The organism is Pseudomonas sp. 2FG (genome assembly GCF_005502935.1).
Classification (GTDB): domain Bacteria; phylum Pseudomonadota; class Gammaproteobacteria; order Pseudomonadales; family Pseudomonadaceae; genus Aquipseudomonas.
The window spans coordinates 75,954-95,202 of sequence record NZ_SCMP01000004.1; the positions used below are offsets into that span (position 1 = coordinate 75,954).

Sequence of the window (19,249 nt, forward strand, 5' to 3'; positions counted from 1 at the left end):
CAACCTTATGCAGGCGCCCGTCAACAGCGGGTCAAACCCAGGTGAAAATTTCGTGAAAGCGCGCCCGCCGATCCTCTACGCGAGCCTATGACCCGCAAGGCTCAAGAAAGTTTGCTGGTCATAGGTCCAGGCCCCGATAGGGACACCGAAGTGGCAGTCAGTTCAGTTCGACCCGAAAGCGGCAGCCATTGGGTTGCGCCGCCGTGAGCTGAACCTTCCAGCCCTGGTCCTCGCAGATCCGCTGCACCAGGGAAAGCCCCAGTCCCAGACCATCGCCATGCTGCTCGCCGCCACGCACAAAGGGCTGGAACATGGCTTCGCGCTCGTTCTCGGGAATGCCGACACCGGTGTCTTCGATGACAAAACCATTGTTCAGCAGGCCCAGGCTGATCCGCCCCTGCTCGGTGTAATGCCAGGCGTTGCGCAGCAAATTGCCCATCACCGCGCGCAACAATGTCGGATTGAAGAGTTCGCGGCTGGGTTCGCCGCGCCGGTAATCCAGCTGCAAGCCCTTGCTCTCAATCGGCTCGCGCCACTGCGCCACCAGCTCATCCGCCACAGTGGACAGGCTGACCGCCGCCAGTAGGTTGCTGTCCCCCTGCTGGGCGCGGGCGAGCAACAGAAAGGTCTGCACCAGCTCACGCATCTCGTCACAGGCCCGCGCAATGCGCTGCACGTGCGCACGGGCGCGCGGATCCAAGCCGGTGTTTGCCAGCAGTAATTCGCAGGAGCTGGCCAGTACCATCAAGGGTGTACGCAACTCATGACTGACATCGCTGGTGAACAGGCGTTCGCGGGTCAGCGCATGGCGCAGCAGGCCGAGGGTGGCATCGAAGGCGGCGGCTAACTGCCCGACCTCGTCGGCGGCATAGTCCGGCGCCAAGGGTGGCGCCATGGCCAACAGTTGATCCCGATGACGAATCTGGCGGGAGAGGCGGACTACCGGCTCGATCACCTTGCGCGCCAGCAGCCAGCCCAGCACTGTGGCCAAGGCAATGCTCAGCAGAAAGCCGATCAACACCACGGCGAAGAGCACTTGCTCACGGTCTTCGAACCCGCTCTGATCCTGCAGCAGCATATAGTGGCGACCGTCGACGACACGCACGAAAGCGTGATAGGACAGCTCGCCACGAAACACCTCATGAAAGCCCGGCGCCAGCTCTTTGAGATCGTCCGGCAAGGCGAACTCGTCACGACCGCCAGAGAAGTAGAACAGTTGCTCCGGCTCTGGACGCAAGCGCCATTCGTCCATGCTGTCCATCTGCAGCAGGCGATCGAGATCGCCGCCCAGCTCGCTGGACAGCAGCTTCTCCTCCACCAGATGCACGGTTTCGACTATCCCCAGGGCAAAGGCGCCCGCCACCAGAGAGGTCATCAGCACAAAGGCGATCACGATCCGGCGTGACAGGCTGTGCTTAAACTCCATCGTTCGCCTCCGCCAGGCGATAACCCACACCATGCACGGTCTGCAGCAGCGCCGTGGCGAAGGGTTTGTCGATCACCTGACGCAGTTGATGGACGTGGCTGCGCAGGCTATCGCTGTCCGGGCAGTCATCTCCCCACAACGCCTCTTCCAATACCTCGCGGCGCAACACATGGGGACTCTTCTGCATCAGCGCGGCGAGCAGTTTGAGGCCGATCGGGTTGAGCTTAAGCGTCCGCCCGCCGCGGCTGACCTGCAGCGTATCGAGATCGTACGTCAGATCCGCCACCTGCAGGCTGCGCCGCCCGCCGCCTTGGCTGCGGCGCAAGACTGCCTCGATGCGCGCCGCCAATTCGGACAGGGCAAAGGGCTTCAGCAGGTAATCGTCGGCGCCGGAGCGAAAGCCCTGCAGGCGGTCATCCAACTGGTCACGGGCGGTGAGCATGATCACCGGGGTATCCCGGCGCGCGTCCTCGCGCAGGCGCTTGCAGAGGCTGTAGCCGTCCATCCCAGGCAACATGATATCGAGCACTATCAGGTCGTAATGCTCGGTCGCCGCCAGGTGCAGACCGGACAAACCGTCCTGCGCGCAGTCCACGCTATAGCCTTGCATGCCCAGGTAGTCGGCCAGGTTGGCCAGAATGTCGCGGTTATCTTCGACCAACAGAATTCGCATCGGTACTTTCCTCGTGGCGCGCTAACTTCCCGCGCAGCAGGGGCCAACCTTAACTCGAAGCCCCCTCGAACCAAGCCCCTTTGACAGTTTTTTCACACTTGATTCACGCCGTGACCACAGGCCGACCGGCAGACTGCCGCCCATTGTGCTCAGGAGTCGCGCGCCGTCACTGCTGCGCACTACCTCACTATACGAGCTGTGGCTACTGTTAGCGGCGTGACTGAGCGGTGCCCGGGGCTGCATGTTTTCCATCGGCCGGATGCTGCAAGGCGCGCACTTTTTCCCGCATAACTCACGGTGGGACTTCCACCCACAAGATTGCGCCCATGCTGGGCGCACAAAAAAAGCCCCGCACTAGGCGGGGCTTTTTTCTACCACTTGGATCAGACCATAAGGGCTGGTCGGCTTACATCATGCCGCCCATGCCACCCATGCCGCCCATGTCCGGCATACCGCCAGCCGCAGGCTTGTCTTCCACGATCTCGGCGATCATCGCTTCGGTGGTGATCATCAAGCTGGCGATGGAGGCCGCGGCCTGCAGAGCAGAACGGGTCACCTTGGCCGGGTCGAGGATACCCATTTCGATCATGTCGCCGTACTCGCTGGTCGCAGCGTTGTAACCGAAGTTACCCGAACCTTGCTTGACCTTGTCGATCACCACACTTGGCTCGTCACCGGAGTTGGCCACGATCTGACGCAGCGGCGCTTCAGCGGCGCGACGCAGCAGAGCGATACCGACGTTCTGATCGGCGTTCTCGCCTTGCAGACCTTCGATGGCTTGCAGGGCACGTACCAGGGCGACACCGCCGCCAGGTACCACGCCTTCTTCGACGGCTGCGCGGGTCGCGTGCAGGGCATCTTCTACGCGGGCTTTCTTCTCTTTCATTTCAACTTCGGAACCGGCGCCAACCTTGATCACGGCAACACCGCCTGCCAGTTTGGCCAGACGCTCTTGCAGTTTTTCACGGTCGTAGTCGGAAGAAGTGTCTTCAACCTGCTTGCGAATCTGGGCAACGCGGCCTTCGATATCGGCTTGAACGCCAGCACCGTCGATGACGGTGGTGTTTTCTTTGCTGAGGATCACGCGCTTGGCATTACCCAGGTGTTCTAGGGTAGCGCCTTCCAGGCTCAGACCGATTTCTTCGGAAATCACGGTACCGCCAGTCAGGACGGCGATGTCCTGCAGCATGGCCTTGCGACGGTCGCCAAAGCCTGGGGCCTTGACGGCGGCGACCTTAACGATGCCACGCATGTTGTTGACCACCAGAGTCGCCAGGGCTTCGCCTTCGACGTCTTCGGCAACGATCAGCAGCGGACGGCCGGCTTTGGCCACGGCTTCCAGCACTGGCAGCATTTCGCGGATGTTCGAGATCTTCTTGTCGACCAGCAGGATCAGCGGGCTTTCCAGCTCGGCGACCATGGTGTCCGGCTTGTTGATGAAGTACGGGGACAGGTAGCCACGGTCGAACTGCATGCCTTCGACGACCGACAGTTCGTTTTCCAGGCCCGAGCCTTCTTCAACGGTGATCACGCCTTCTTTACCGACTTTTTCCATCGCCTGGGCAATGATGTCGCCGATGGAGGTGTCGGAGTTGGCGGAGATGGTGCCGACCTGAGCGATGGCTTTGGTGTCGGCGCACGGCTTGGCCTGGGCTTTCAGCTGAGCAACGATGGCGATGGTCGCCTTGTCGATGCCGCGCTTGAGGTCCATCGGGTTCATGCCGGCAGCGACGGCTTTCAGGCCTTCGCTGACGATCGACTGAGCCAGCACGGTAGCAGTGGTGGTGCCGTCGCCAGCGTCGTCGTTGGCACGGGAAGCGACGTCTTTAACCAGCTGGGCGCCCATGTTCTCGAAGCGATCTTTCAGCTCGATTTCTTTGGCAACGGAAACGCCGTCCTTGGTGATGGTCGGAGCGCCGTAGCTCTTCTCGATGATCACGTTACGGCCTTTCGGGCCGAGGGTCGCTTTTACCGCGTCGGCCAGGACGTTAACACCAGCCAGCATCTTCTTACGGGCAGAATCGCCGAATTTAACTTCTTTTGCAGCCATGATCGTTATTCCTCAATTCGTTTCGGTGGAACGGAATTCGTAGCGACGATGCGCTGAAATCAGTCTTCAACAACGGCCAGGATTTCGTTCTCGCTCATTACCAGCAGGTCTTCACCGTCAACCTTGATGGTGTTGCTGCCGGAGTAAGGACCGAATACCACTTTGTCACCCACTTTCACGGCCAGCGCACGCACTTCACCGTTGTCCAGCACGCGGCCGGTACCCACGGCGAGGATCTCGCCACGGTTCGGCTTTTCAGCAGCGGAACCCGGCAGAACGATGCCGCCAGCGGTTTTCGATTCTTCTTCACTGCGACGGATGACGACGCGGTCATGCAGAGGACGAAGCTTCATTGTCGATCTCTCCCAAGTAAGGTGGTTTAAAGCCGCCGGTTTATGCACCGGCTGGTTAACACATCCGGCGTTGCCGGTTGCGGCCCGCAGGGCGGACCGCAGAAGACTGCCTGTCGTCACCGACAGAGACCTTGCGGTGACCACTACATAAGGGCTGGCAAGGGTATTTCAAGGGTGACCACGAAAAATCTTTAGAGCCGGCCTAATATCTGCTGCGCTTGGCCATGCTGCGTTGAAAACAGCCTCGGAATGCTCATTGACTGCAGTCAACTCCGCTTCCTCGCCTTTTTTCGCCTTGCCTGACCTGCGCTCGCGACGATCTTAAACAGACTCTTAGGAATCGCGGTGCTCGAACTCGCCTTCGATGACGTTCGGCCGGGTCGGCCCTGAGCGCGCGTGCAGGTCATCGGCAAAGGCGCGCTGGCGCAGGGCCTGAGCGGCCACACGCTGGCGCACTTTATTCACCAGCAGGCGTCGGCTAAACGGCAGCAGGCAGAGCAAGCCGAAGATGTCGCTGATAAACCCCGGCAACAGCAGCAGACCGCCGCCGACCGCGATCAGCAGACCTTCGAGCATTTCCTGCTCGGGCAGCTCGCCGCGTGCCAGGCGCTCACGGGCGCGCCAGGCGGTGGCGACCCCAGCCACCCGCAGCAGCACGCTGCCGAGCACGGCACTGCCGATAATCAGCAGCAAGGTCGGCAACACCCCGATGGCACTGCCGACTTTGATCAGCACGGCCAGCTCAATCAGCGGAAACACTAGAAGAAGGAACAGAAAAGCACGCATCAACACAATCCCTGGACGGAAGTAAGGACTTCCAATGCTGGTTAAGTAATGGCGCAACAGTGCAAATTCAAGCCTGCAGCGCCCCGCCGGTCGGCCAAACCTCGGCCCGCGCCAGTGCCACCAAGGCCTGGCGCACTTCGCCAGGACTGTTACAGGATGTTGGAAAGGCCAGCCAATACAGCGCCTGACCGATGCGCAGGTGAAAGCCCTCGCTGTCGATCCCAGCCAGTTGCGCCGCGGGTTCACGCGGCAAGCCGGCCAGCTCGACGTAATGGGCGATGGCGCTGGCATGATCATGGTTCATGTGTTCGACCATCCCCGCCTCGACCTGACCGGCGAAGGGGTTGGCCAAGGTGATGCTATCGATCCAGTGGATGGCGCCGAAACCGCCGATATAGCGAGCGCGCACCGGCTCCAGGACCCAAAAGTCGAAGTCATGTGCCTGGTGGTAACCCTGCGAGCCGGGGAAGTAGCGGTAATAGCGCTCGGCCGCCGCGGCGAGCGCCACCTCATCGCTCAACTGGCGGGCTTGCGCCAGCAGGGTCAGGCGGCCAACGGCCTGCACATCCTCCGCGCCACGCTCGCCGACCAGCAGCGAACACTTGGGCTCGAACTGTAGATTGTGGGTGTGCTGGGCGATGCGGCTGATCAGGATCAGCGGCCGGCCCTGTTCGTCCAGGCAGTACGGCACCACCGATCCGAAAGGGTAGCCCGGCATGGCTTTGGACTGGGTGGAGAGCACCCCACGGTATTCCTTGAGTAGCAATTCTCGGGCATGCTTGCCGGCTTTCACGCTCACCTTATGACTCCTCGCAAAGAATTCGTCGAAAACGGACAGGCGCTCAGCATAACGATTCGCAGCGCCAGCGGGGCTAACAACCGATACACCTTCGAGGGGATTTGGCATGCAACTGCAAGACAAAGTCATCATCATCACTGGCGGCTGCCAGGGTCTAGGCCGCGCGATGGGCGAGTACCTGGCGGCCAAAGGCGCCAAGCTGGCCCTGGTCGATCTCAACCAGGAAAAGCTCGACGAAGCCGTGGCCGCCTGCAAGGCCGCCGGTGGTGACGCCCGGGCTTACCTGTGCAACGTCGCCAATGAAGAGCAGGTGACCCACTGCGTGGCGCAGATCGCCGAAGACTTCGGCGCCATCAATGGCCTGGTCAACAACGCCGGCATCCTGCGTGACGGCCTGACCATCAAGATCAAAGACGGCGAAATGACCAAGATGAGCCTGGCGCAGTGGCAGTCGGTGATCGACGTCAACCTGACCGGCGTCTTCCTCTGCACCCGCGAAGTGGCGGCGAAGATGATCGAGTTGGGCAACCAAGGCGCGATCGTCAACATCTCCTCGATCTCCCGTGCCGGCAACGTTGGTCAGGCCAACTACTCCGCCGCCAAGGCCGGCGTAGCCGCCGACACCGTGGTCTGGGCCAAGGAGCTGGCGCGCTACGGCATCCGGGTCGCCGGCGTCGCACCGGGCTTTATCGAGACCGAAATGACCCTCGGCATGAAGCCCGAAGCCTTGGAGAAGATGACGTCGGGCATCCCGCTCAGGCGTATGGGCAAACCGGCGGAGATCGCCCATTCGGTCGCCTACATCCTGGAAAACGACTACTACACCGGTCGCATCCTCGAGCTGGACGGCGGCCTGCGTCTCTGATCGCAGCTTTAGCTCCAACAAGAAGAAGCCCCACAACCGCGGGGCTTTTTTCATCGAAGCCTGAATCGAGAGCGCTTACCAGCCGACCCCGACGCCCAGCAAGTAGCGCCGATCCGAGCCGCTCACCGCCGCCACACCAGCGGTCTGGTTCAACTCATAGAGCAGCGACAGGCGCGCCCAACTGTTGAGGCGATAACGCAAACCGAACTCGCTGTCGAGGGCATAGTCGACCGCGCTGATCTGCGGAATCTGTAGCTCTGCGTTGCTATAGAACTCCAGCCGCGTGCCCCAGAGTAGGCGCTTGTAATCCCACTCCAACGAGTAAGTATTGAACTCCAGATCACCCGCCGCAGACTCGAAGGTGGCCCGGTTGAACTGGCTGATCAGATCGAAACGCCCCAGTTCGTTGTCCCAGAAACGATAACCGGGACCGCTGCCGAGAATGCGCTGACGCTGGATGCTGTCGAACTCATCGCGCTGCTGCTCGATGCCGGCACGCCAGAACCAGTGTTCGCTGAAAAAGCGGTCGAGGTCGTATTCATACTGCCAATGGTTGTCGGTCGGCTCGCCGTTCTTGGTCTCACGCTCCAACTCACCGGTCAGCACGTGGCGCCAGCGGCCATGCTCGACCCGGGTGTTGCCCTTGAGCTGCCACTCATCGGTATTGTCATCATTGCGCTGCATGTCCAGCTTGGCGTCCAGGTTGCCTTCCCAGACCCGATCCTGCAGCAACGGGCGCGGCGGCACCAGGCGAGTGATACTGGCCAGCGGCACCGTCTCGGTGGTGGAGTTGAGCACCCGGACCATGCCCTTGCCGGCCGCCTCCAAGCGCTTGCTATGCTCGCTGTCGAGGCCTGCACGACGCAGCAACACGGGTTTGTCCGAGCGCAGGGTGTCGATATCCTGCCAGTCGATCAGCACCTGGCCGGCGTACCGGGTGCTCAGCGCCAGCTTGCCGCCATCCAGCAGTAAGATCTCGCCACTCAGGCGATCGCCATTATTCAGCCAGACGGTGTCCGCCCAGGCTGAGGTGACGAGGCCCAATAGAGCAGTTAAAAACATAACACTCGAAAGCAGGATGCGTAGCAGCATGATCCATCGACAGGCAGAGGGTGAGGAGAAGGCGGCAGAGCATGCCTGGGCCCTCGGGCCAGCGGCAAGCGCCGAGGCGCGGCGGGCGGCGCTGTATCTGACCCTGGCGCAGGTGCCGGCAGGCAAAGTGGTCAGCTATGGCCAGTTGGCCGAACTGGCCGGTCTTGGCCGTGCGGCGCGCTGGGTCGGGCGCAGCCTCAGCCAACTGCCGCAAGACAGCACGCTGCCCTGGCATCGGGTAGTGGCCGCCGGCGGGCGGCTCAGCCTGATTTCAGGCAGCCCTTCCGGCGACGAGCAACGGGCGCGGTTACGCGCCGAAGGCGTGCGCATCCATAACGAACGGGTGGATATGCAGCGGCATGGCTGGCGCCCAGTGGAGCACAGCGGTTAGAGTGCGCGCTGTTTTTGTAATCCTGTTTTGCTAATCCGACTTTGTTCTCCAAGCTCCGTACTCCCCAGGCAGATCACAGCCCAATGCCCCGTAAAACCTGGCGCGCCGCCCTCGCCGCCTACGCTAGCCCCGCCAGCTTGGCTCTGCTCCTGCTGGGGTTCGCCGCCGGCCTACCTTATATGTTGGTGTTCTCCACCCTCTCGGTCTGGCTGCGTGAGGCCGGTGTGGCGCGTGAGACCATAGGTTTCGCCAGCTTGATCGGCCTCGCATACGCTTTCAAATGGGTCTGGTCGCCACTCCTCGACCAATGGCGCCTGCCGCTGCTGGGCAAGCTGGGCCGGCGCCGCTCCTGGCTGGTGCTCTCGCAAGTGTTGGTGGCCGTTGGCCTGGCCGGCATGGCGCTGTGCGATCCCCAGCAACACCTGGCCTGGCTGATCGCCCTGGCCGTGTTGGTGGCCTTTGCCTCGGCCACCCAAGACATCGCCATCGACGCCTACCGCCTGGAAATCGCCGAAGACAGCCGCCAGGCCGCGCTGGCCGCCAGTTACATGGCCGGCTACCGGATCGCCGCGCTGTTAGCGACTGCCGGTGCACTGTATTTCGCCGAGTGGTTCGGCTCCACCGGGGGGCTGTACAAGCACGCGGCCTGGGCCGGCACTTACCTGCTGTTCGCGCTGTTGATGCTGCCGGGGCTGCTCACCAGCCTGTGGATGCGCGAACCGCCGGTGCCGCTGCGCACCCAACTGTCGGCCGCCCGCTATGGCTTCAGTCATCAGATGATCTCGGTGCTGGTGTTGATCGTGTTGCTGGTCTCGGTGCCGGCGCTGTTCACCCAGCTGTACCGGACGAACTTCGAGAGCGTGCTGTTCCACGGCCGCAGTCTCCTCGATCTGCTGCTGCACGATCGGGCCTTTCTGCGCGCCCTGCTCTACCTCATCCTGACTGCATTGTGCCTGTCGTCCATGGGCCGCCGCGGCTTGGCGCCGGTGCTGACGCCGATCAACGACTTTATCCTGCGCTACCGCTGGCAAGCCCTGCTGCTGCTCGGCCTGATCGCCACTTATCGCCTGTCGGACACTGTGATGGGCGTGATGGCCAACGTGTTCTACATCGACCAAGGTTTCAGCAAGGATCAGATCGCCAGCGTCAGCAAGCTGTTCGGCCTGGTCATGACCCTGCTCGGTGCCGGCCTCGGAGGTTTGCTGATCGTGCGCTTCGGGATCTTCCCGATTCTGCTGATCGGCGGTGCGGCGTCGGCGGCGACCAACCTGCTGTTCCTGCTGCTCGCCGGGATGGGCCCACACCTGCAGATGCTGGTGCTCACCATCTCCTGCGACAACTTCAGCGCCGGCTTGGCCACCGCGGCCTTCGTCGCCTACCTGTCGAGCCTGACCAACCTGAAGTTCTCCGCCACCCAATACGCGCTGCTCAGCTCGATCATGCTGCTGCTGCCGCGGCTGATCGGTGGCTACTCCGGGGTGATGGTGGAGAAGTTCGGCTATAGCGACTTCTTCCTGATTACCGCGTTACTCGGCGTGCCGACCTTGATCCTGATCGCCTGGCAGTGGCGCCGCGAGGGTCCGCAGACAAATGGCTCGACGCCAACTCCCACCAGCGAACAGCCCTCCACGGATCAGCCATAAAAAACCGGCCTTTTGCCCTGCGCAGCATCAGTTGCTCTGCAACAGATGCACCACCCTATGCGGGAAGGGGATATTGATCCCCGCTGCCGTCAGGCGCTCCTTGGCCTGCTCGATAAAGTCGAAGGTCACCGGCCAGTAGTCAGCCGTGGCCACCCAAACCCGCAACGACAGACTGATCGCGCTATCGCCCAGCGCGGTGACGACCACCACCGGCGGCGTATCCTCGAGCACCCGCGCATCGGCAGCGATCTCCAACAGCACCGCGCGAGCCAACTGGATATCGCTGCTGTAATCGATCCCCAAATTGATATCGACCCGACGCTTTTGCTCACGCGAGTAGTTGGTGATAGTGCCGTTGGAGAGGCTGCCGTTAGGCACTATCACCACCTTGTTGTCGGCGCTTTTCAGGGTGGTGTGGAAGATCTGGATGCTATCCACACTGCCGCTGACACCCTGCGCCTCGATCCAGTCACCGGCGCGGAACGGGCGGAACAGCAGAATCAGCACCCCGCCAGCAAAATTCGCCAGGCTGCCTTGCAGCGCCAGGCCGATAGCCAGACCGGCGGCACCGATAGCGGCAATGAAGGAGGTCGTTTCCACCCCCACCATCGAGGCCACGCTGACCAGCAGCAGCACCTTGAGGACGATGTTGGCCAGGCTGCCAATAAAACCGTGCAGGGCGCGGTCGACATTGCGCAGTTCCAACAGGCCACCGACCTTGCGGGTCAGCTTGTTGATCAGCCACCAACCGATCAGCAAGGTGAGCAAGGCCAGCGCCAGCTTACCGCTGTATTCCAGCAGCACCGGCAACCAGGTCTCCGACATTTTCACCCATTGCTCGACGTTGATATCCATCGGGACGCTCCTTTCAGCGACTTAAAACGAAACCGCCATGGCAAGCCATGGCGGTCACACAGATTGCGCAACCCCTGCGACGCCACTGCGGCGCAGCGGTTGCGTAGACGGCGAATTAATCGCGGAAGTTGTTGTACTGCAGCGGCATGCCGAAGTCTTTGGCGCGCAGGGCGGCGATGGCCTCCTGCAGGTCGTCACGCTTCTTGCCGGTGATCCGTACCTGCTCGCCCTGAATAGCGGCCTGCACCTTGAGTTTGCTGTCTTTGATATGCGCGACGATCTTCTTCGCCAGCTCTTTATCGATACCTTCACGCAGCACGGCTTCCTGCTTCACGCTTTTGCCCGAAGGGTAGGCCTCCTTCAATTCCAGGCATTGCACATCGATCTTGCGCTTAACCAGGCTGAGTTTGAGAATCTCCACCATCTGTTCCAGCTGGAAATCCGCATCGGCGGTCAGGTTGATGGTCAGTTCCTTGAACTCGAAAGTGCCTTTTCCACGTAGATCGTAACGACGCTCCAGCTCTTTCATCGCGTTATCGACGGCGTTGGTGACTTCGTGTTTGTCCAGTTCGGACACCACGTCGAACGAGGGCATGGGATTTCTCCAGATAGACGGCGCGATCCGCATCACGGACAGGATGCGCCAGGCTTGACGGTTAAAATGCCAGGTCATTATATAACTGCCGAGACAATCACTGCCCGGCCATGTACCGGCACCATCACTACTTCCTGCGAGTCTGCCAATGCCCAACCCCCATCTCAGCATCCTGGTGGTGGACGACGCCAAGTTCTCCAGCGCCATGATCGGCCGCGCCTTGAGCCAGGCTGGCTACCTCGACGTGCGCTTCGCCAGCAGCGCCGTCGAGGCGCTCAAGTTGCTCGAACAGCGCCCGGCCAGTGTACTGCTGGCCGATTGGCTGATGCCGGAAATCGACGGCCTGGAACTGACCGGCCGCGTGCGCCAGTTCGACGAGATGACCGACCACTACACCTACATCATCCTGCTCACCGGCCAGGACGGCGACAACGTGCTCAACGAAGCCTTCGACCGCGGCGTCGATGACTTCATCAACAAGGCGGCGATGAGCGAGCAACTGGTGCCGCGGGTCTACGCCGCCGACCGCCTGTGCAACACCCTGCAACGCCTGCTGCAGGAAAACCGCCTGCTGACGCAGAACATCGCCTGCCTGGAACAACGCAACCTGGTCGACCCCCTGACCGGCCTGGGCAACCCGCGCTACCTGCAGCAGATGCTGGTCGACAGCCTGCGCAAGATCGAGTCCCGCGGCGGTGCCGTGTGTTACCTGTTGATCGGTTTGCAGGAGGCCCCGCAATTACGCCTGCAATATGGCCACAGCTTCTACAACGAACTGCTGCACGGCGTCGCCCGGCGCCTGCAACAGCTGGTGCGCCCGCTCGATGTGCTGACGCGGCTGGACGATAACCACTTCGGCTTGCTCACCCTGCTCGAAGACCTGCAAGAGTGTGCCCCGAGCAGCTTCAAACGCCTGCATGAGGGCCTGAACCTGAAAGCCTTCAAGACCAGCGAAGGCTTCATCACCCTCAAGGCCGGCATCAGCCTGGTCGGCATGGACGCCAAGGCACTGCCCATCGATCCGGATAGCTTGATCCGGCACGCCGCCACGCTGCTGCCCGAGTCCTACGCGAGCGGCCGGGTGGCGGCGATGCGCCTGCCGCTGCACAAGTAAGCATGACCTGGCATGTGCTGGGCGCCGGCAGCCTGGGCAGCCTCTGGGCCGCTCGACTGGCCCGCGCCGGCCTGCCCGTGCGCTTGCTCCTGCGTGACCGCGCGCGCTTGGCCGCCTACCGCGCGGCCGGCGGCTTGACCCTGGTGGAGCAAGGTCAGAGCAGCCTCTACCCCATCGCCGCGCAAACCCCGGCGGACTCAAGCCCGATCCGCCTGCTATTGCTGGCCTGCAAGGCTTACGACGCCGAAGCCGCGGTCGCCAGCCTGGCCCACCGCCTGACTGCCGATGCCGAACTGATCCTCCTGCAGAACGGCCTGGGCAGCCAGGACGCGGTGGCCACTCGCCTACCGCACACGCGCTGCATCCTCGCCTCCAGCACCGAGGGGGCGTTTCGTGAGGGCGATTTCCGCGTGGTGTTTGCCGGCCATGGCTACACCTGGCTCGGCGACCCGCTCGACCCCAGCCCCCCGGCCTGGCTCGCCCAGCTCGGCAGCACCGGCATTCCTCACCAGTGGACCCCCGACATCCTCACCCGCCTGTGGCGCAAGCTGGCGCTGAACTGCGCGATCAACCCGCTGACGGTGCTCTACGACTGCCGCAACGGTGGCCTGCTCGAGCACCCGGCGGAAGTCGCCACCCTCTGCGCCGAACTGGGCGAACTGCTGAGCCTCTGCGGCCAGCCCGCGGCCGCCGAGCAGCTCGCGGAAGAAGTCGAGCGGGTGATCAAGGCCACAGCCGCCAACTACTCGTCGATGCACCAGGACGTCGCCCAAGGCCGGCGTACCGAGATCAGTTTCCTGCTCGGGCACGCCTGTGCCGTGGCCCACCGGCATCAGCGCGAACTGCCGCACCTGAATGCCCTGCATGGGCGCCTGGTCCGCCATCTCAACGCCCGCGGATTGCCCACCCAGTAAAGCCCGCGTTACCCTGCCAGCTCCTCCGTCAGCCGCGATCAACCTGCCCATGACCCTGCGCAAGCGCCTTGAAAACCTCCCGGTTGGCCGCAAACTCCTGGCCGCACTGCTGGCGTTGCTGACCACCGTCCTGCTGGTGGCCAACCTGGCCTTTATCAGCGCCGCCTACTGGATCTCCCAGGAAAACATGGCGCCGCAAGCCCTGCAGACCCTCGGCCGCCTGATCGCCAGTCCAACCCTGAGCAATGAAGCGCTCAGCTCGCCAGCCGCCGCCGAGGCCCTGCTGCAACGCCTGAACGGCTACGCGCCGCTACGCGCGGCCGTGCTCTACGACAGCAACGGACAGCGCCTGGCACAGCTGGAACGCGGCGAGAAACTGCAACTGCCGCAGAACCTCGAACAGCTGGACAGTTGGCGCTACGGTGAGTTTCGCGCCAACCAGCTGATCGCACTGCCACAGACCGGCAAAGCGCCTGGCCACCTGCTGCTGGTCGCCTCCAGCGAGTTGCCCGGCGCCTTCTACACCGGCACCTTGACCGCCAGCCTGGTGATTCTCGCCTTCAGCGTGTTGCTCTGGATCTTGGTGGCCCGGCAAATCCGCCGCATGGTGACTCGGCCGATTCGCAAACTGGAAGAGTTGTCGCGCCAGGTCACCCGCGAAGAGAACTATGCCCTGCGCGCCGCCCGCGGCAATCAGGACGAAATTGGCAGCCTGGCAGAGGCCTTCAACACCATGCTGTCACGCATCGAGGCGCGCGAGCAGCAGCTCAAGCGCGCCCGCGACGATGCGCAAATGGCCTTCGACCAGGCCCAGGGTCTGGCCGAGGAAACCCGCCACTCCAACCGCAGGCTGGAGCTGGAAGTGCAGGTGCGCAGCAAGATCGAAAAGAAGCTCACGGGCTTCCAGAACTACCTGAACAGCATCATCGACTCGATGCCCTCGGCCCTGATCGCCCTCGACGAACAGCTCTACGTCACCCAATGGAACCAGGAAGCCAGCGCGCTTTCCGGCACCCGGCTGGAGGCGGCCCTGAACCAGCCGGTATTCCTGGCTTTTCCACCCCTCAAGCCGTTCCTACCGCAGCTCAAACACACCGCCGAACGGCACACCGTGGAGAAAATCGAGCGCGTGACCTGGCTCAAGGATGACGCGCCACGGCATTACGCCCTGACGTTCTATCCGCTGATGGGCGGCGCCGGCCGCGGCGTGGTGATCCGCATCGACGACATCACCCAGCGCCTAGCGCTGGAAGAGATGATGGTGCAATCCGAGAAGATGCTCTCGGTCGGCGGCTTGGCCGCCGGCATGGCCCACGAGATCAACAACCCGCTGGGCGCCATCCTGCACAACGTGCAGAACATTCGCCGGCGCTTGTCTGCCGAGCTAGCGAAGAATCTCGAACAAGCCGAGGCCGTGGGCGTCTCGCTGGAGACGGTGAATCGCTACCTGCAAGGCCGTGAAGTGCCGCAACTGCTCGACGGCATCCAGCAAGCCGGCTCGCGGGCGGCGAAAATCGTCAGCCACATGCTCAGCTTCAGCCGCATGAGCAATCGCCAGCTCGCCCCCTGCCAGTTGCCGGCACTGATCGACCAGGCGGTGGACATCGCCGGCAACGACTTCGACCTGACCGAAGGCTTCGACTTCAAGGGCCTGAGCATCCTGCGCGAGTTCGATCCGCAGATCGGCCCGGTGCCTGGCATCGCCAACGAACTGGAGCAAGTGCTGCTCAACCTGCTGAAGAATGCCGCCCAGGCGATCCATCAACGCGAAGACACGCCGGGCGCAGAGCCGCTGGAACCCGGACGCATCACCCTGCGCACCCGCCTGACGCCGCCCTGGGTGGAGATTCAGGTCGAAGACAACGGCGTCGGCATGCCCGAGTCGGTGCGCAAGCGCATCTTCGAGCCGTTCTTCACCACCAAGGAGATTGGCCAGGGCACCGGGTTGGGGCTGTCGGTCTCCTACTTCATCATCACCAACAACCACAAAGGGCAGATGGAAGTGCACTCCACGTTCGGCCAGGGCACCTGCTTCACCCTGCGCCTGCCGCTGGCACCTGCCCAGGACCTTTCAGGACTTTAAGCATGCGACTCTCGAAGATTTACACCCGCACCGGTGATGCCGGCGAAACCGGCCTGGCCGACGGCCGCCGGGTACCCAAGGATCACCCACGGGTGGAGGCCATGGGCGAGGTGGATACGCTCAATAGCCAGCTGGGCCTGCTGCTTGCAGGTCTGGCCGAGCAGGAAGGCATGTGGCCAGGACTCGGCGAGCTGATCGAGGTCTTGGCGCCCTGCCAGCACCGCCTGTTCGACCTCGGCGGCGAACTGGCGATGCCGGTCTATCAGGCCCTGGACTCGGCCGAGGTGCAGCGCCTGGAAGCGGCCATCGACCGCTGGAACGAGGAGCTGGGGCCGCTGGAAAACTTCATCCTGCCCGGCGGCTCGCAGCTGGTCGCCCAGGCTCATGTCTGCCGCAGCCTGGCGCGCAGCGCCGAGCGTCGCTGCCAGCACCTCAATGCACTGGAACCCCTGACCGGGGTTGGCCTGGCCTATATCAACCGTCTGTCCGACCTGCTGTTCGTCGCCGCCCGCCTGATCGCCAAACGCATGCAGATCAAGGAAGTGCTCTGGCAAGCCGCGCCGAAGCCGGAAAACACCTGACTGCGACTGGTTTGGCCGGCAGTAGCTGCCCGGCCAATCACCGACTTATTCGACTTGCGGCCAGAACGCGCGAATCCCCGCCACCCCTTGCGCGCCAATCTGCCAGGCACGCTCGGTCTCTGCGGCACCGACACCCCCGAGCAGATAGACCGGCTGATTGAAACCGGCGATCAGCTCCGCGGCCTTGTCCCAGCCCAACGGCTGCGCCTCGGGATGGGTCTGGGTGGCCTGCACGGGCGACAGGGTGACGAAATCCACCCCCATCTGCGCCGCCAACGCCAACTCTTCGGCGTTGTGGCAGGACGCCGCCAGCCAGCGCGCCGCCGGGAACGGCCGACCGCCGCTGACCAGCTGGCGCAGCTGGGTCGAGGTCAGGTGCCAGCCGGCCGCGGGGAAATCCCCCAGCCACTCCAGCGGGCCTTTCAGCATCAGTTGCGCGCGCCCGGCACACAGGCCCACGGCGTCCACCGCCAAGTCGCGGTACTGCGGGTCGTACATAGTCGGCGCGCGCAGCTGCACCAGCCGCATGCCGCTGTCCAGAGCCGCCTTCAGCCCCCGCAGCAGGGCCTGCGGCTCCAGGTCCTGCGGGGTGATCAGGTAGTGCTCCGGCAGGCGCGCGGCGGCCACTATAGGCCGGTTCGCGGCGGGAAACTCATAATCGGCCAACTGTTTGGCGCTGACCCAGGCCAGTGGCTGACCCTCGGCGCCATGGGGCTCGCCACTGAAGGCCGAGACCTCCCAGACATCCAGCAACACGTGCTTGTCCGCATAGTCGTGCTGCACCTGGATCAACGGCCGTGCGGTGCTCACCTGAATCCCCAGCTCTTCGGCCAGTTCGCGCTGCAGCGCCGCCGGCACCGACTCGCCCTCCTCCACCTTGCCGCCCGGGAACTCCCACAGACCGCCTTGGTGCTTATCCTCCGGACGGCGGGCCAGCAGGACCCGCCCATCCACGCCGCGGATCACTGCCGCCGCTACCTGTACTCGTTTCACGCCGCGCTTTCCTCAAGTGCTGCCTGGTACCAGCCCTGGAAGGCCGGCCACTGGTAAATGGTTTCAACATAAGCCGCCGCCGCAGCCGGCAGGGCGACCTGATAACTGCGCAAGCGCGTGGCCACCGGCGCAAAAAACGCATCCGCCAAGCTGGCGTGGCCGAACAGAAACGGCCCGTCCTGACCGAACTCGGCTTGGCAGCGCGCCCACAACGCACAGATCCGCTCGATATCCGCCTGCACCTCCGCCGGCAGCGGCTCCAGCGGCCGAGCGCGCTTGAGATCCATCGGCATATGCGTACGCAAGGCGCCGAAGCCACTGTGCATCTCCGCACACACGGCCCGCGCCACGGCGCGCGCATACTGCCCGCGCGGCCACAGATGGGCTTCGGGGAAGCGCTCGGCGAGGTATTCGCCGATCGCCAAGGAGTCCCAGACCGGGCCTTCTTCGGTCTTCAGCAGCGGCACCTTGCCGGTCGGCGAGTGTTCGAGAATGCGCGCACGGGTATCCGGGCGGTCGAGGTGCACCAGCACCTCGTCATAGGGCGCGCCGGTCAGCTCCAGCGCCAGGGCGGCGCGCAGCGACCAGGAGGAATAGGTTTTGTCGCCAATTACCAGAGTCAAAGACATACGCCTCTCCTTAGTTCGTCAGATTCCAAACATCCTGAAGGGGACCATAAGAGGCGTGGAAGGCAAAAGGCAAATTCCCATTTTTTATCCTGGAATGAAAAACGGGAATAGGCGGGATCAGGAACGGTACTCCGCGTTGATGCGCACGTACTCGTGGGACAAGTCGGTGGTCCAGATCGTCTCGCTGCAGGTGCCACGGCCCAGCTCGATGCGAATGCCAATTTCCGCCTCGGCCATCACCGCCGCGCCCTGCTCCTCGGTGTAGCTGGCGGCGCGGCAACCGCGGCTGGCGATGCAGACGTCGCCGAGAAACACGTCGATCTTGCTGACATCCAGCTGTGCCACACCGGCGCGGCCGACCGCCGCGAGAATCCGGCCCCAGTTCGGGTCGGAGGCAAACAGCGCGGTCTTGATCAGCGGCGAGTGAGCCACGGCATAGGCGACGTCCAGGCACTCTTGGTGGGTCGCGCCGCCATTCGCCTGCACGGTGACGAACTTGGTCGCGCCCTCGCCATCACGCACTATGGCCTGGGCCAGCTCCATGGACACCTCCAGCACCGCCTGCTTCAGTTCGGCGAACAACGCGCCGCTGGCTTGCGTCACTTCCGGCAGTTGGGCTTGGCCGGTAGCGACCAGGATGCAGCAATCGTTGGTCGAGGTATCGCCGTCGATGGTGATGCGGTTGAAGGATTTATTCGCCGCATCGCGCAGCAGATCCTGCAGCACGCCCTGGGCGACCTTGGCGTCGGTGGCGATGTAGCCGAGCATGGTCGCCATGTTCGGCTTGATCATCCCGGCGCCTTTGCCGATGCCGGTGACGGTGACGGTGACGCCATCGTGCAGGAACTGGCGACTGGCGCCTTTAGGCAGGGTGTCGGTGGTCATGATGCCACTGGCAGCCGCCGCCCAGTTGTCTGCGGACAGGTCAGCCAAGGCCTCCGCCAGCGCGCCCTCGATCTTCTCCACCGGCAGTGGCTCGCCGATAACCCCGGTCGAGAACGGCAGTACCGCGCTCTCAGTCACGCCCGCCAGCGCCGCCAGCTTGGCGCAAGTCCGCGTCGCGGCGAGCAGGCCTGGCTCGCCCGTGCCGGCATTGGCGTTACCGGTGTTGGTCAGCAGGTAACGGACCGGGCCGAGCACGCGCTTCTTGGCCAGAATCACCGGTGCCGCACAAAAGGCGTTAAGGGTGAACACGCCCGCCACGCTAGAGCCTTCGGCACAGCGCATGACCACCACATCCTTGCGCCCAGCGCGCTTGATGCCGGCAGAGGCAATGCCGAGTTCAAAACCGGAAACCGGGTGCAGGGTAGGCAGAGGGCCGAGACCGACAGGCATGGAGTGAGCTCCTTGTCATAAACACTAGAGTTGAAAACTGCGCAGCAGCGCAGATTGAGCCAAAAACGCCGC

19 protein-coding genes are annotated in these 19,249 nt (G+C 63.3%); 7 read left to right on the forward strand and 12 right to left on the reverse strand.

Going from position 1 to position 19,249, the window contains the following annotated elements:
• Positions 1–157: 157 nt before the first annotated feature.
• The 6 genes from FFS13_RS05455 to FFS13_RS05480 all read right to left on the reverse strand — a co-directional run bounded on the left by FFS13_RS05455 (position 158) and on the right by FFS13_RS05480 (position 6,087).
• Positions 158–1,426, reverse strand: a complete 1,269-nt coding sequence (locus tag FFS13_RS05455) for a HAMP domain-containing sensor histidine kinase (protein ID WP_137818096.1) — start codon at positions 1,424–1,426, stop codon at positions 158–160.
• Positions 1,416–2,099 (reverse strand): response regulator transcription factor, encoded by a 684-nt coding sequence (locus FFS13_RS05460; protein WP_137818097.1) that lies wholly within the window; start codon positions 2,097–2,099, stop codon positions 1,416–1,418. Before FFS13_RS05460 ends, FFS13_RS05455 begins: the two co-directional genes overlap by 11 nt.
• Positions 2,100–2,505: 406 nt before the next feature.
• Positions 2,506–4,149, reverse strand: a complete 1,644-nt coding sequence (gene groL, locus FFS13_RS05465; RefSeq protein WP_137818098.1) for a chaperonin GroEL — start codon at positions 4,147–4,149, stop codon at positions 2,506–2,508.
• A 59-nt stretch (positions 4,150–4,208) separates the two neighbouring features.
• Positions 4,209–4,502, reverse strand: coding sequence for a co-chaperone GroES (locus FFS13_RS05470; RefSeq protein ID WP_137818099.1), 294 nt, complete (start codon positions 4,500–4,502; stop codon positions 4,209–4,211).
• Between the two features lie 333 nt (positions 4,503–4,835).
• On the reverse strand, positions 4,836–5,288 hold the full coding sequence (locus FFS13_RS05475) for an FxsA family protein (RefSeq protein ID WP_137818100.1): 453 nt from the start codon (positions 5,286–5,288) through the stop codon (positions 4,836–4,838).
• A 67-nt stretch (positions 5,289–5,355) separates the two neighbouring features.
• Positions 5,356–6,087 carry a HugZ family protein gene (locus tag FFS13_RS05480; RefSeq protein WP_137818101.1) on the reverse strand — a complete coding sequence of 244 codons (732 nt, stop codon included), beginning with the start codon at positions 6,085–6,087 and terminating at the stop codon, positions 5,356–5,358.
• Positions 6,088–6,193: 106 nt separating this feature from the next.
• Here FFS13_RS05480 and FFS13_RS05485 point away from each other — a divergent pair, with 106 nt between their 5' ends.
• Entirely contained in the window at positions 6,194–6,952 is a 759-nt protein-coding gene (locus FFS13_RS05485) for an SDR family oxidoreductase (protein ID WP_137818102.1), read from the forward strand.
• 75 nt (positions 6,953–7,027) lie between these two features.
• On the opposite strand, the gene FFS13_RS05490 is transcribed toward FFS13_RS05485, so the two are convergent.
• Entirely contained in the window at positions 7,028–8,044 is a 1,017-nt protein-coding gene (locus FFS13_RS05490; protein WP_137818103.1) for a DUF481 domain-containing protein, read from the reverse strand.
• On the opposite strand from FFS13_RS05490, the gene FFS13_RS05495 reads away from it, so the two are divergent.
• Together FFS13_RS05495 and FFS13_RS05500 are read left to right on the forward strand one after the other, a co-directional pair.
• Positions 8,043–8,435: an MGMT family protein gene (locus FFS13_RS05495; RefSeq protein WP_137818104.1), complete on the forward strand. Its 393-nt coding sequence runs from the start codon at positions 8,043–8,045 to the stop codon at positions 8,433–8,435. The two genes, FFS13_RS05490 and FFS13_RS05495, sit on opposite strands and share 2 nt — an antisense overlap.
• A gap of 83 nt (positions 8,436–8,518) precedes the next feature.
• Positions 8,519–10,078 (forward strand): AmpG family muropeptide MFS transporter, encoded by a 1,560-nt coding sequence (locus tag FFS13_RS05500; protein ID WP_137818105.1) that lies wholly within the window; start codon positions 8,519–8,521, stop codon positions 10,076–10,078.
• 27 nt (positions 10,079–10,105) lie between these two features.
• On the opposite strand, the gene FFS13_RS05505 is transcribed toward FFS13_RS05500, so the two are convergent.
• Positions 10,106–10,933, reverse strand: coding sequence for a mechanosensitive ion channel family protein (locus tag FFS13_RS05505; protein WP_137818106.1), 828 nt, complete (start codon positions 10,931–10,933; stop codon positions 10,106–10,108).
• 115 nt (positions 10,934–11,048) lie between these two features.
• On the reverse strand, positions 11,049–11,528 hold the full coding sequence (locus FFS13_RS05510) for a YajQ family cyclic di-GMP-binding protein (RefSeq protein ID WP_119952179.1): 480 nt from the start codon (positions 11,526–11,528) through the stop codon (positions 11,049–11,051).
• 148 nt (positions 11,529–11,676) lie between these two features.
• Between FFS13_RS05510 and FFS13_RS05515 the strand changes: the two genes are divergently transcribed.
• From FFS13_RS05515 to FFS13_RS05530, 4 genes are read left to right on the forward strand one after another with little or no spacing between them, the layout of a single operon-like run.
• Positions 11,677–12,642, forward strand: coding sequence for a response regulator (locus FFS13_RS05515; RefSeq protein WP_137818107.1), 966 nt, complete (start codon positions 11,677–11,679; stop codon positions 12,640–12,642).
• 2 nt (positions 12,643–12,644) lie between these two features.
• Positions 12,645–13,556: a putative 2-dehydropantoate 2-reductase gene (locus FFS13_RS05520; RefSeq protein WP_137818108.1), complete on the forward strand. Its 912-nt coding sequence runs from the start codon at positions 12,645–12,647 to the stop codon at positions 13,554–13,556.
• Positions 13,557–13,605: 49 nt separating this feature from the next.
• A complete protein-coding gene (locus FFS13_RS05525) occupies positions 13,606–15,639 on the forward strand; it encodes an ATP-binding protein (RefSeq protein ID WP_137818109.1) in 2,034 nt (677 codons plus the stop codon).
• Positions 15,640–15,641: 2 nt separating this feature from the next.
• Entirely contained in the window at positions 15,642–16,220 is a 579-nt protein-coding gene (locus FFS13_RS05530) for a cob(I)yrinic acid a,c-diamide adenosyltransferase (protein WP_137818110.1), read from the forward strand.
• A 45-nt stretch (positions 16,221–16,265) separates the two neighbouring features.
• Here the strand turns inward: FFS13_RS05530 and FFS13_RS05535 are convergent, their stop codons facing one another.
• The 3 genes from FFS13_RS05535 to argJ all read right to left on the reverse strand — a co-directional run bounded on the left by FFS13_RS05535 (position 16,266) and on the right by argJ (position 19,177).
• A complete protein-coding gene (locus FFS13_RS05535) occupies positions 16,266–17,213 on the reverse strand; it encodes a Nudix family hydrolase (RefSeq protein WP_137818111.1) in 948 nt (315 codons plus the stop codon).
• Complete coding sequence (locus FFS13_RS05540; protein ID WP_137818112.1) at positions 17,210–17,842, reverse strand: glutathione S-transferase family protein; 633 nt, start codon at positions 17,840–17,842, stop codon at positions 17,210–17,212. Before FFS13_RS05540 ends, FFS13_RS05535 begins: the two co-directional genes overlap by 4 nt.
• A 117-nt stretch (positions 17,843–17,959) precedes the next feature.
• A complete protein-coding gene (gene argJ, locus FFS13_RS05545; RefSeq protein ID WP_137818113.1) occupies positions 17,960–19,177 on the reverse strand; it encodes a bifunctional glutamate N-acetyltransferase/amino-acid acetyltransferase ArgJ in 1,218 nt (405 codons plus the stop codon).
• Positions 19,178–19,249 lie beyond the last annotated feature (72 nt).

Bases quoted from the DNA above. Each gene is read 5' to 3' on its own strand.
- FFS13_RS05455 (WP_137818096.1), bottom strand. From the start codon at position 1,426: ATGGAGTTTAAGCACAGCCTGTCACGCCGGATCGTGATCGCCTTTGTG.
- FFS13_RS05460 (WP_137818097.1), bottom strand. From the start codon at position 2,099: ATGCGAATTCTGTTGGTCGAAGATAACCGCGACATTCTGGCCAACCTG.
- groL (WP_137818098.1), bottom strand. From the start codon at position 4,149: ATGGCTGCAAAAGAAGTTAAATTCGGCGATTCTGCCCGTAAGAAGATG.
- FFS13_RS05470 (WP_137818099.1), bottom strand. From the start codon at position 4,502: ATGAAGCTTCGTCCTCTGCATGACCGCGTCGTCATCCGTCGCAGTGAA.
- FFS13_RS05475 (WP_137818100.1), bottom strand. From the start codon at position 5,288: ATGCGTGCTTTTCTGTTCCTTCTTCTAGTGTTTCCGCTGATTGAGCTG.
- FFS13_RS05485 (WP_137818102.1), top strand. From the start codon at position 6,194: ATGCAACTGCAAGACAAAGTCATCATCATCACTGGCGGCTGCCAGGGT.
- FFS13_RS05495 (WP_137818104.1), top strand. From the start codon at position 8,043: ATGATCCATCGACAGGCAGAGGGTGAGGAGAAGGCGGCAGAGCATGCC.
- FFS13_RS05490 (WP_137818103.1), bottom strand. From the start codon at position 8,044: ATGCTGCTACGCATCCTGCTTTCGAGTGTTATGTTTTTAACTGCTCTA.
- FFS13_RS05500 (WP_137818105.1), top strand. From the start codon at position 8,519: ATGCCCCGTAAAACCTGGCGCGCCGCCCTCGCCGCCTACGCTAGCCCC.
- FFS13_RS05505 (WP_137818106.1), bottom strand. From the start codon at position 10,933: ATGGATATCAACGTCGAGCAATGGGTGAAAATGTCGGAGACCTGGTTG.
- FFS13_RS05510 (WP_119952179.1), bottom strand. From the start codon at position 11,528: ATGCCCTCGTTCGACGTGGTGTCCGAACTGGACAAACACGAAGTCACC.
- FFS13_RS05515 (WP_137818107.1), top strand. From the start codon at position 11,677: ATGCCCAACCCCCATCTCAGCATCCTGGTGGTGGACGACGCCAAGTTC.
- FFS13_RS05520 (WP_137818108.1), top strand. From the start codon at position 12,645: ATGACCTGGCATGTGCTGGGCGCCGGCAGCCTGGGCAGCCTCTGGGCC.
- FFS13_RS05525 (WP_137818109.1), top strand. From the start codon at position 13,606: ATGACCCTGCGCAAGCGCCTTGAAAACCTCCCGGTTGGCCGCAAACTC.
- FFS13_RS05530 (WP_137818110.1), top strand. From the start codon at position 15,642: ATGCGACTCTCGAAGATTTACACCCGCACCGGTGATGCCGGCGAAACC.
- FFS13_RS05540 (WP_137818112.1), bottom strand. From the start codon at position 17,842: ATGTCTTTGACTCTGGTAATTGGCGACAAAACCTATTCCTCCTGGTCG.
- argJ (WP_137818113.1), bottom strand. From the start codon at position 19,177: ATGCCTGTCGGTCTCGGCCCTCTGCCTACCCTGCACCCGGTTTCCGGT.